The organism is Pseudomonas sp. MWU13-2100 (assembly GCF_023242365.1).
Taxonomy (GTDB): domain Bacteria; phylum Pseudomonadota; class Gammaproteobacteria; order Pseudomonadales; family Pseudomonadaceae; genus Aquipseudomonas.
This window is the reverse complement of the sequence record NZ_JALLIX010000001.1, coordinates 332,774-342,111: the sequence shown is the minus strand read 5'-3', so window position 1 is coordinate 342,111 and position 9,338 is coordinate 332,774. Positions and strand designations below refer to the sequence as shown.

At 60.0% G+C, this 9,338-nt stretch carries 14 protein-coding genes; 7 read left to right on the top strand and 7 right to left on the bottom strand.

What is annotated here, in order from left to right:
* Nucleotides 1–183 precede the first annotated feature (183 nt).
* Complete coding sequence (locus tag M5B99_RS01720; RefSeq protein ID WP_248802340.1) at nt 184–411, top strand: YheU family protein; 228 nt, start codon at nt 184–186, stop codon at nt 409–411.
* A gap of 3 nt (nt 412–414) precedes the next feature.
* On the opposite strand, the gene csrA is transcribed toward M5B99_RS01720, so the two are convergent.
* The 3 genes from csrA to M5B99_RS01705 form a co-directional block, all read right to left on the bottom strand.
* Complete coding sequence (gene csrA, locus M5B99_RS01715) at nt 415–615, bottom strand: carbon storage regulator CsrA (protein ID WP_248802339.1); 201 nt, start codon at nt 613–615, stop codon at nt 415–417.
* 168 nt (nt 616–783) lie between these two features.
* On the bottom strand, nt 784–1,116 hold the full coding sequence (locus M5B99_RS01710) for a YnfA family protein (protein ID WP_248802338.1): 333 nt from the start codon (nt 1,114–1,116) through the stop codon (nt 784–786).
* A gap of 65 nt (nt 1,117–1,181) precedes the next feature.
* Complete coding sequence (locus M5B99_RS01705) at nt 1,182–1,997, bottom strand: SDR family oxidoreductase (protein WP_248802337.1); 816 nt, start codon at nt 1,995–1,997, stop codon at nt 1,182–1,184.
* Between the two features lie 322 nt (nt 1,998–2,319).
* Here M5B99_RS01705 and M5B99_RS01700 point away from each other — a divergent pair, with 322 nt between their 5' ends.
* Entirely contained in the window at nt 2,320–2,472 is a 153-nt protein-coding gene (locus tag M5B99_RS01700; RefSeq protein ID WP_248802336.1) for a DUF3309 family protein, read from the top strand.
* A gap of 66 nt (nt 2,473–2,538) precedes the next feature.
* Here M5B99_RS01700 and speE read toward each other — a convergent pair whose 3' ends face one another.
* From speE to M5B99_RS01680, 4 genes are all read right to left on the bottom strand, one after another.
* A complete protein-coding gene (gene speE / locus M5B99_RS01695; protein ID WP_248802335.1) occupies nt 2,539–3,414 on the bottom strand; it encodes a polyamine aminopropyltransferase in 876 nt (291 codons plus the stop codon).
* Nucleotides 3,415–3,591: 177 nt separating this feature from the next.
* The gene (locus M5B99_RS01690; protein ID WP_191488733.1) at nt 3,592–3,780 is read right to left on the bottom strand and encodes a hypothetical protein; all 189 of its coding nucleotides are present in this window, start codon (nt 3,778–3,780) and stop codon (nt 3,592–3,594) included.
* Nucleotides 3,781–4,018: 238 nt separating this feature from the next.
* The gene (locus M5B99_RS01685) at nt 4,019–4,207 is read right to left on the bottom strand and encodes a PLDc N-terminal domain-containing protein (RefSeq protein WP_248802334.1); all 189 of its coding nucleotides are present in this window, start codon (nt 4,205–4,207) and stop codon (nt 4,019–4,021) included.
* 87 nt (nt 4,208–4,294) lie between these two features.
* Nucleotides 4,295–4,825, bottom strand: coding sequence for a hypothetical protein (locus tag M5B99_RS01680; protein WP_248802333.1), 531 nt, complete (start codon nt 4,823–4,825; stop codon nt 4,295–4,297).
* Nucleotides 4,826–5,086: 261 nt separating this feature from the next.
* Here M5B99_RS01680 and M5B99_RS01675 point away from each other — a divergent pair, with 261 nt between their 5' ends.
* The 5 genes from M5B99_RS01675 to M5B99_RS01655 all read left to right on the top strand — a co-directional run bounded on the left by M5B99_RS01675 (nt 5,087) and on the right by M5B99_RS01655 (nt 9,263).
* Nucleotides 5,087–5,863, top strand: a complete 777-nt coding sequence (locus tag M5B99_RS01675; RefSeq protein WP_248802332.1) for an ABC transporter substrate-binding protein — start codon at nt 5,087–5,089, stop codon at nt 5,861–5,863.
* A gap of 91 nt (nt 5,864–5,954) precedes the next feature.
* Nucleotides 5,955–6,644, top strand: a complete 690-nt coding sequence (locus M5B99_RS01670) for an ABC transporter permease (protein ID WP_248802331.1) — start codon at nt 5,955–5,957, stop codon at nt 6,642–6,644.
* A gap of 14 nt (nt 6,645–6,658) precedes the next feature.
* Nucleotides 6,659–7,357: an ABC transporter permease gene (locus tag M5B99_RS01665; protein ID WP_248802330.1), complete on the top strand. Its 699-nt coding sequence runs from the start codon at nt 6,659–6,661 to the stop codon at nt 7,355–7,357.
* Nucleotides 7,358–7,366: 9 nt separating this feature from the next.
* Entirely contained in the window at nt 7,367–8,479 is a 1,113-nt protein-coding gene (locus tag M5B99_RS01660; protein ID WP_248802329.1) for a succinylglutamate desuccinylase/aspartoacylase family protein, read from the top strand.
* A 19-nt stretch (nt 8,480–8,498) separates the two neighbouring features.
* Nucleotides 8,499–9,263, top strand: coding sequence for an ABC transporter ATP-binding protein (locus tag M5B99_RS01655; RefSeq protein ID WP_248802328.1), 765 nt, complete (start codon nt 8,499–8,501; stop codon nt 9,261–9,263).
* The last annotated feature ends 75 nt before the right edge of the window (nt 9,264–9,338 follow it).

Sequence of the window (9,338 nt, the reverse complement as noted above, 5' to 3'; positions counted from 1 at the left end):
ATCATTCATTCGGTCATTCCTGATTCGCGTGATCTGCCCTTGGCAGCCCGCCCGAAAGGGAACACCTTCTGCACTACCGATGTCTGTCAGAACACGGCGAAATGCGCGCGCGGCATGTCATTAGGTAGCTCGACACGCCCGGGCACAGTAGCATCAGGTCCTATAGCCGCAAGAGACGATTCCATGCTGATTCCCTACGAGCAACTTGAACCCGACACCCTCACCCGCCTGATCGAAGATTTCGTCAGCCGCGACGGCACCGACAACGGTGATGACACGCCCCAGGAAACCCGCGTGCTACGCGTGCGTCACGCCTTGAGCAAGGGCCAGGCGGTGATCTTCTTCGATATCGAAAGCGAACAATGCCAGTTGCTGCCCAAGCACGCGGTGCCGAAAGAGTTCTTTGACTGAACGCTAGACAACCGGGTCGCTGGCAGGCTCCGGCTCACCCAGCTTGGTCAGAATCCGACGGTAGATTTCCGCTCGGTGCACATTGACGTGCTTCGGCGCCTCGACACCAAAACGAACGTGATTACCGTTAACAGCGAGAATTCGCACGGTGATGTTATCGCCGATGGAAATCATCTCGCCCACGACGCGGCTCAGTACAAGCATGGCACTCAATCCTCAAGGGTTAATGAGCGCCCAAGACTGCCCGGCCCGCTGACCGCCTTCAATGCACACGCCGCAAATCAGCCGGCCCTGACCGACAGGGTCGATTCGCCCTACAGAATCAGATTGCTTACTTGGCCAAGCCGGAGATTTTACCGGTGAGAGCCAGACTCAGGACTGTGAAAAGCGTGGTCCCAGCAGGATGATGCTCGCGCCAAGGACGCAGAAGGCGGCGCCCAGCCAGTCGGAACCCAACGGACGAATACGTTCGACCAGGCCCAACCAGGCGATCGAGGCAATGATGTAGATACCACCGTAGGCCGCATAGGCCCGACCGGCGTAGGTCGCCTCGACCTTGGTCAACAGCAGCGCAAACAGCGTCAGGCTCAACAACGCCGGGGCGATCCACCAGGCGCTCTTGCCCAGTCGCAGCCACATCCAGAAGGCATAACAACCGGCGATTTCAAACAGGGCCGCGAGAAAGAACCATAGATAATTGATCACGCTCAACACCCGTCAGGATTGCACATTGCTGGCAACCCTAACGGGCGCTCGATGGGCGAGCAAGCTCAATTCGGGACTTGTTTGGCCTTGGCCCGCATCTTGTCGGCCATCACCGTCATTTCGTCATAGAGCAACTGCGGATTCTTCTGCTTGAGGGCCCAGGCCATGCGCCCTTGCTCGTGGGGCAAAATCATGAATTCGCCAAGACCGACCTGGGTGTAGATGTAATCGGCAATGTCACTGGCGCTGATCGGCGAGCTTTCCAGCAGCTTGCCGACCTGGGCTTTCATTGCCGGCGTAGGCCCGCGGAAAGAGTCCAGCAGATTGGTCTGGAAAAACGACGGACAGACCACGTGCACAGCGACTTCCTGTTGCGCCAGTTCGATCAGCAGGCTTTCCGACAATGCCACCACACCGGCCTTGGCCACGTTGTAGTTGCTCATGGCGGGCCCCTGCATCAGCGCCGCCATGGAGGCGATGTTGATGATCTTGCCCTTGCTCTGTTCCAGCAGCGGCAGGAACGCCTTGCAGCCCTTGACCACCCCCATCAGATTGATCGCGATCTGCCAGTCCCAGTCTTCCAGGGACAATTCGCTGAAGAACCCGCCCGAAGCGACACCGGCATTGTTGACGATCACATCGATGCCGCCGAACTTGACCTCGCAAGCCTGGGCGAACGCCGTCAGTTGACTGTAGTCACGCACGTCACAACGCTGGGTGAACCCGTCGCCGCCGGCTTCGCGCACCAGCCTGAGGGTTTCCTGCAGGCCTGGTTCGCTGACATCCGACAGCGCCAGGCGCCAGCCCTCGCGGGCCCAGCGCAGTGCGATTTCGCGGCCAAGACCGGAGCCGGCGCCAGTGATCATGATGCGATTGTGCATAGCAGATGCCTTGTGGGTTCTGAGGACGATGAGCGGCAGTGTAGCGAAGGACGCTCAAAGGCCCACGCACCATCAGATTGCTGAATGCTCCAGGCAAAGTGGCAGCCGAGGGGACTGTCGGGGGGAAGACACGGCTTTATTGTTCGACATCATCCATGGGCGGAACGGTCGATCAATAAAACAATAAAACGAGGGAGAACGAATGATCGGGAAAAAACTGAATTTTCTCCCTACCGCTCAAGTCGGACCTATGTAAGCAGCCTGTTATCAAACAGCTGAACCTGTGCCACAGCACCTCGAAAAACAGAACAAGGAAAGCCCCATGAGTATTATTCTGATCGTCATCCTGATCCTGCTGCTGGTCGGCGGCCTGCCCGTGTTCCCCCACTCCAGAAGCTGGGGTTATGGCCCATCGGGCGTGATCGGGACAGTGTTGATCGTCCTGTTGATTCTGGTGCTACTGGGCAGGATATGAACCTGCGGCTTGGCGCAGGCTCGCGACGATCTGGTTGATGGTCATCGCGAGCCTGCGAGTGCAGTATCAGTCGTTGCTCGGCTTGTTCACGGCCTGCAATACGTATTGCGGCAAGGCAAACGCGCCGATGTGGATCTCTGGGTTGTAGTAGCGCGTGACGATACCGCTGCCGGCAAAGCGCTGGCGCAGGGTTTCCAGCGACAACTTGCGCGACGCGGTGTGGGTTGCCCCCCAAGCGAAGGTCATGGCACCCCCGATATAGGTCGGTATCGCCGCCTGGTAGAAGTGCCAGTCCGGGAACAGGCTGCGCAGGCGTCCCGCGGTGGTCTGCACTTCGGACAACTGCATGAACGGCGTACCGTTCTGGGTCACCAGGATGCCGCCTTCGTTCAGGCAGCGACGGCAGGCCTGGTAGAAGTTTTCGGAAAACAGCACTTCCCCGGGACCGATCGGATCAGTGGAGTCGGAGATGATGACGTCGAACCTTTCCTCGGTCGTGGCGACGAAACGCATGCCGTCGTCAATCACCAGGTTCAGCCGCGCATCGTCGAACGCGCCCTTGGAATGCTCAGGCAGGAACTGCTTGCACATGTCGACCACGGTGGCGTCGATCTCGACCATGGTGATGTGCTCGACGCCACGATGCTTGGCCACTTCACGCAGCATGCCGCCATCGCCACCACCAATGATCAGCACACGCTTGGCGCTGCCATGGGCGAGGATCGGCACATGGGTGAGCATTTCGTGGTAGATGAACTCATCGGCCTCGGTGGTCTGGATGACACCGTCCAGGGCCATGACCCGGCCCATGCGGGTGTTTTCGAAGATCACCAGGTGTTGGTGCCCGGTGCGCACTTCGTGCAGCAGCTTGTCCATGCGAAAGCACTGGCCATAGCCTTCGTAGAGGGTTTCCTGGTAGTGGGTTTCAGGCGTTTTGCTCATGGAAAGTGCTCCGGTGAATGCGAGTTGCAACGGACGGTCACCCGCCCATGGCGGGATATCGAACAAACAATGGGCGCTCGTGGCCATTGCCTCGACAATCCGAGAAAGGCGCGCATTCTACGTTGCGAATAATGACAGGTCGAACCTTCCCCGGACAAAGGCCACCGGCTTGCACACTCAAGGAACGAGATATTTGATCAGCAGTGCGGTGACCGTCGATACGGTACCGACAAAGCCAACCGCAATCGCGACCGGATACCAGAATGTTTCACGTGTCATCTTCCCCGCCTCTGCATTGAGCTTGCGCTGCTCGGCGATAAGCTTGGCAATCTCGACATGGGTTTTCTCAAGCTGGGCCTGTTCCATACTCATCTCCTGCATGGGCTAATCCTTTAGCTTAGGGTTTTGGGACAGCTCCTCCCTTGAATCAAGGAGAGGCCTGAGGGCAAAGCTTCCAAGCTTTTTACCCTGTTCAAACCCTAGGACTTCATCCGTACAAATACCATCAGCCCCTGACGACCAAAATCGTAGGCAATTTCCGAGACAAAATCAGAATGCGCTCCCTGCCGGGTCGGTACCTTGCTCAATCCTGTATTGACTGTCACTAGCGCAGATTGCCACGCGGCCCTGCGATGGCCCAGATGATCAGGCCGAGTACCGGCAGCAGGATGATCAGCAAGATCCAGAGGATCTTCATCCCGGTTTCGGCACTGCTTTTCAGCACATTGAGGATGGCCCAGATATCCAGCGCCAGGATGATCAGGCCGATCAGGCCGTTGAAAGTGGAACCCATGGTCTTGCTCCTTGATGAGGATCTGCCCTCATAGGATAGCCGGCCAGCGCCGGGGTTCACTTTATTGCCGGGTTGTCACGGCGGGGCTCAGACGTGCAGCGCGATCCGCAGGGCTTCCAGGGAGGGCGCGGCGGCAATCCCGACTTCCTCGCACAACGCCAGTACCCGCGGCAGGTCATTGCCGTAGACCAGCACCGCCTGGAGTTCATCGTCGAGCAACTGACTGAAATTCACCAGTACGTAGCCGCCCATTTCCGGGTTCATGCTGCTCAGTTGAACCTGGATGCGGTTCAAGGCGGTCAAGGACTCGACCTTGGCCAGTTGCCTGGGCTTGATGTTGAAAGGCACGTCCTTGCCGAAAGACTCGACGATCCGGGCGAACAGATCCATGTAGGTGTCGGCCTGGAACAGCACGGTCTCGGGCAAGCTGCCGACCACCACCCACTCGCCCAGGGGAATCGGAAAGCTGTCGTCGTAGTTGATGTCCGGATTGGCCGCCAGGAAGCCGGTCTGGTCGGCGTAGGCCTGGGCCGCTTCATCGGCGATCCGCAGGATTTCAGCCTCGCTCATGCAGCCGGAGCTGATTTTGCTGATGAGTTCGACGAGGGCGGTTTTCATGGACAGGTCCTGCAGCGGAGAAAATGACGGCCGCGAAGGATACACCAATTCCCCCGCAAGCCGGTCCGTCCGCGCCTGAATCGCGGTTGCCGAACCGGGCGGCAGTATCGTCACGCCATCATCTGGCGTTTTTATTTTCATAAAATTGATTTATGAAATAAAACGTGTCATTTATAGCCACGACAAAATCAGGCGGCCCTACCCGCCACGCCAACCGGACGGCACCTCGCCCACGCTTCACAAACAACGGGAGTCAACAATATGAACAAGACAGGACTTCTAGGTGCCCTGGCCCTCTGTGCCTTCAGCATCCTGGCCCATGCCGACGAGGACAGTCTGCGTATCGGCATCGAAGCCGCCTACCCGCCCTTCTCCTACAAGACCCCGGAAGGCAACCTCGGCGGTTTCGACTACGATATCGGCAACGCCCTGTGCGATGAAATGAAGATCAAGTGCCAATGGGTGATCCAGGAGTTCGACGGGATGATCCCTTCGCTCAAGGTGCGCAAGATCGATGCGGTGCTGTCGTCGATGTCGATCACCGACGACCGTCTGAAGTCCGTCGACTTCAGCGAAAAGTACTACCACACGCCGGGCAAGTTCGCCATGAAGGTCGGCAGCCTGATCAACGACCCACTGGCGGATCTCAAGGGCAAGAAAGTCGGCGTGCAGCGCTCCTCCACCTACGACCGCTTCGCCACCGAGCAACTGGAAAAAGCCGGGATCGAGATCGTGCGCTATTCCTCACAGAACGAAGCCTTTCTTGACCTGGCGTCGGGTCGTCTGGACGCGACCCTCGCCGACATCGTCAATACCAACGAGAGTTTTATCAAAACGCCGGCGGGTAAAGGCTTCGCGTTGGTCGGACCCGACATCAACGACCCGAAATACTTCGGTCGTGGCGCCGGTATCGCCTTGCGCAAGGGCGACACCGCGAATGCCGCGCGCCTGAACGCGGCCATCGACGCCATCCGTGCCAATGGCAAGTACCAACAGATACAGGCCAAGTACTTCGCGTTCGATATCTACGGCGAATAAGCCTTCCCCAGACCTGGCGCCGGCTTGCCGCGGGCGCCCTTCTCCAGCTTGTCCCGCGCGCCCAGCGGCGCTTCGGGCGAGGAACTTCATCATGCTCCACGGCTACGGATCGAGCATTCTCGAGGGTGCCTGGCTGACCCTCAATCTGGCCCTGAGCGCCATGGCCAAGGCCATTGTCCTGGGCCTGATCGGTGCAGCTTTTCGGCTATCCCCGCTCAAATGGCTGGCGATGCTGGGCGAGGGTTACACCACCCTTATCCGCGGCATCCCTGACCTGGTACTGATTCTGCTGATTTTCTATGGCGGTCAGGATCTGGTGAATCGCCTGGCCCTTGCACTCGGCTACAGCCACTACATCGACATCAACCCGTTCGTGGCCGGTGTCTGCACCATGGGCTTCATTTTCGGCGCCTATCTCTCGGAAACCTTTCGCGGTGCGTTCATGGCCATCCACAACGGCCAGGGCGAAGCCGGGGCCGCCTACGGCATGAGCGGCCTGCAGGTGTTCCGACGGATCCTGCTGCCACAAATGATTCGCTTCGCCATTCCCGGCTTCACCAACAACTGGCTGGTGCTGACCAAGTCCACCGCGCTGATCTCGGTGATCGGCCTGCAGGACATGATGTTCAAGGCCAAGAACGCCGCCGATGCGACCCATGAGCCTTTTACGTTCTTCCTCGCCGTGGCGGCGCTTTATCTGATGCTGACCAGCCTGTCGCTGCTGGTGCTGCGCTACCTGGAAAAACACTATTCGGTCGGCATCAAAGCCGCCGAACTGTGAGTGGAGAGCTACCGATGATTCTCGATTACAACCTGATCTGGCAAAATCTGCCGCTGTATCTCGGGGGAGCCTTGCTGACCCTCAAGCTGCTGCTGATTTCCCTGGCCCTGGGCCTGATGCTGGCCATCCCCCTGGCACTGCTGCGGGTCTCCCGCTCGCCGCTGCTCAACTTCCCGGCCTGGCTATACACCTACGTGATCCGCGGCACGCCGATGCTGGTGCAGTTGTTCCTCGTCTACTACGGCTTGGCACAGTTTGAAGCAGTCCGCCAGAGTGTGCTCTGGCCCTACCTGTCGAGTGCGACCTTTTGCGCCTGCCTGGCCTTTGCGATCAATACCAGCGCCTACAGCGCCGAGTTGCTCGCCGGCAGCCTGAAGTCGACACCCGGTGGCGAAGTCGAGGCCGCCCGGGCCATGGGCATGTCGCGCTTGACCCTGTACCGGCGCATTCTCCTGCCATCGGCCTTGCGCCGCGCGTTGCCGCAGTACAGCAACGAAGTACTGATGATGCTGCAAACCACCAGCCTGGCGTCGATCGTCACGCTTGTCGATATCACCGGCGCGGCGCGCACCGTCAGTGCGCGCTTCTATCTGCCCTTCGAAGCCTTTATCACCGCCGGCCTGATCTACCTGGCCATGACCTTCGTCCTCGTGCGTCTGTTCAAGTTGGCCGAGCGCCATTGGCTGGCGTATCTGGCGCCACGCAAGCACTAAGGACCCCCCATGCAGCAGATCAACTACATCCTGCCCTGGAGCGCCACGGGCACCGAGCGCCAACTGTCGCTGTTTCGATTCGGCAGTGGCACCCGCAAGGCCTACATCCAGGCCTCCCTGCACGCCGACGAACTGCCAGGCATGCGCGTCGCCGTCGAACTCAAGCGGCGTCTGCGTGAACTGGAAGATCAGGGGCGCCTGACCGGGGTGATCGAACTGGTGCCGATGGCAAACCCCATCGGCATCGGACAGATGTTCCAGGCCACCCATCAGGGCCGCTTCGAATTCTCCAGCGGGAGCAATTTCAATCGTGACTTCGTGCAACTGACCGACGCCGTGGCCCGGCAGTTGGAAGGTCAACTGGGGGAACACGCCCAGACCAATGTCCGGGCGATTCGCGGCGCCATGCTCAAGATCATCGAGCAACTGCCGCCGGCGACCTCGGAACTCGACGGTTTGCGTCGTCTGCTGTTGCGCCATGCCTGCGATGCCGACGTGGTGCTCGACCTGCACTGCGACTTCGAGTCGATCATGCTGCTCTACGCCCTGCCGCAAAACTGGTCACGCCTGCGTTCCCTGGCCGCGCGCCTGGGGGCCGGGGCCGCCCTGCTGGCCGAGGATGCCGGCGGCAATGCCTTCGATGAAGCCTGTGCCAGCCCTTGGGTGCAGCTGGCCCAACGCTTCCCTTGGGCCAATATTCCCCTTGCCTGCGTCGCTACCACCATTGAATTGCGGGGCATGGCCGACACCGATCGCGAATCCTGTATCGCCAGTGCCGAGCAGATCCTCGGCTATCTGGCCGAACAGGGTCTGATCGGCGGTCAATGGCCGGCCGCGCCTGACTTCTGCTGCGAAGCCAGCCCATTCGCCGGTGCGCAATATGCCTATGCACCGCACCCGGGCGTGGTCAGTTTCCTGCAGCCACTGGGCGCACAGGTCAAGGTCGGCGATCCGCTGTTCGAAGTCATCGACCCACTGACCGACCAGCACAGCGTAGTGACCGCCAGCACCGACGGCATTCTCTACGCCCGCGAACGCCTGCGTTTTGCCCAACCCGGCCTGTGGCTGGCCAAAGTCGCCGGCCGTACCCCGATTCGCCAGGGTCGCTTGCTCAGCGACTGACTTCAGCAGAGTGGACAGCATGAACAAACTTGAAATTCAGGACTTGCACAAAAGCTACGGTGCCCACGAGGTGCTCAAGGGCGTATCGCTGGAGGCAAAAGCCGGTGATGTGATCAGCCTCATCGGCTCCAGCGGCTCCGGAAAAAGCACCTTCCTGCGCTGCATCAACCTGCTCGAACAACCCAATGCCGGAAGCATCCGGCTCAATGGCGAACAGCTCAAGCTGGTGGCCAACGCCTCGGGTGGGCTCAAGGCCGCCGAGCCGAAGCAACTGCAACGCATGCGTTCGCGACTGGCGATGGTGTTTCAGCACTTCAACCTGTGGTCGCACATGAGCGCCGTGGAAAACGTCATGGAAGCCCCGGTGCAAGTCCTTGGAGTGCCGAGGAAGGAGGCTCGGGAAAAGGCCGAACACTATTTGAACAAGGTCGGCGTGGGGCACCGCCTGAACGCCTATCCGGCGCACATGTCCGGCGGCGAGCAGCAGCGTGTGGCGATTGCCCGGGCCCTGGCCATGGAACCGGAAGTGATGCTCTTCGACGAACCGACTTCGGCGCTCGACCCGGAGCTGGTCGGCGAGGTGCTCAAAGTCATGCAAGAGCTGGCCCTGGAAGGGCGCACCATGGTCGTGGTGACCCACGAAATGGGCTTTGCCAGGGAGGTCTCCAACCAGCTGGTATTCCTCCACAAAGGCCAGGTCGAAGAACGCGGCAACCCGCGCGAAGTGCTGCGGGGGCCGCAGTCCGAACGTCTCCAGCAGTTCCTCAGCGGCAGCTTGAAATAACCCTCGCCTCGCGCCCGGACCGTTGCCGTGCCCTGCACGTCGACGGTTGGCTTCGGCTACACTGGCGCCCACTTC

Excerpts from the sequence above, each read along its gene's own strand:
- M5B99_RS01720 (WP_248802340.1), top strand. The coding sequence starts at position 184 with ATGCTGATTCCCTACGAGCAACTTGAACCCGACACCCTCACCCGCCTG.
- csrA (WP_248802339.1), bottom strand. The coding sequence starts at position 615 with ATGCTTGTACTGAGCCGCGTCGTGGGCGAGATGATTTCCATCGGCGAT.
- M5B99_RS01705 (WP_248802337.1), bottom strand. The coding sequence starts at position 1,997 with ATGCACAATCGCATCATGATCACTGGCGCCGGCTCCGGTCTTGGCCGC.
- M5B99_RS01700 (WP_248802336.1), top strand. The coding sequence starts at position 2,320 with ATGAGTATTATTCTGATCGTCATCCTGATCCTGCTGCTGGTCGGCGGC.
- speE (WP_248802335.1), bottom strand. The coding sequence starts at position 3,414 with ATGAGCAAAACGCCTGAAACCCACTACCAGGAAACCCTCTACGAAGGC.
- M5B99_RS01690 (WP_191488733.1), bottom strand. The coding sequence starts at position 3,780 with ATGGAACAGGCCCAGCTTGAGAAAACCCATGTCGAGATTGCCAAGCTT.
- M5B99_RS01685 (WP_248802334.1), bottom strand. The coding sequence starts at position 4,207 with ATGGGTTCCACTTTCAACGGCCTGATCGGCCTGATCATCCTGGCGCTG.
- M5B99_RS01680 (WP_248802333.1), bottom strand. The coding sequence starts at position 4,825 with ATGAAAACCGCCCTCGTCGAACTCATCAGCAAAATCAGCTCCGGCTGC.
- M5B99_RS01675 (WP_248802332.1), top strand. The coding sequence starts at position 5,087 with ATGAACAAGACAGGACTTCTAGGTGCCCTGGCCCTCTGTGCCTTCAGC.
- M5B99_RS01670 (WP_248802331.1), top strand. The coding sequence starts at position 5,955 with ATGCTCCACGGCTACGGATCGAGCATTCTCGAGGGTGCCTGGCTGACC.
- M5B99_RS01665 (WP_248802330.1), top strand. The coding sequence starts at position 6,659 with ATGATTCTCGATTACAACCTGATCTGGCAAAATCTGCCGCTGTATCTC.
- M5B99_RS01660 (WP_248802329.1), top strand. The coding sequence starts at position 7,367 with ATGCAGCAGATCAACTACATCCTGCCCTGGAGCGCCACGGGCACCGAG.
- M5B99_RS01655 (WP_248802328.1), top strand. The coding sequence starts at position 8,499 with ATGAACAAACTTGAAATTCAGGACTTGCACAAAAGCTACGGTGCCCAC.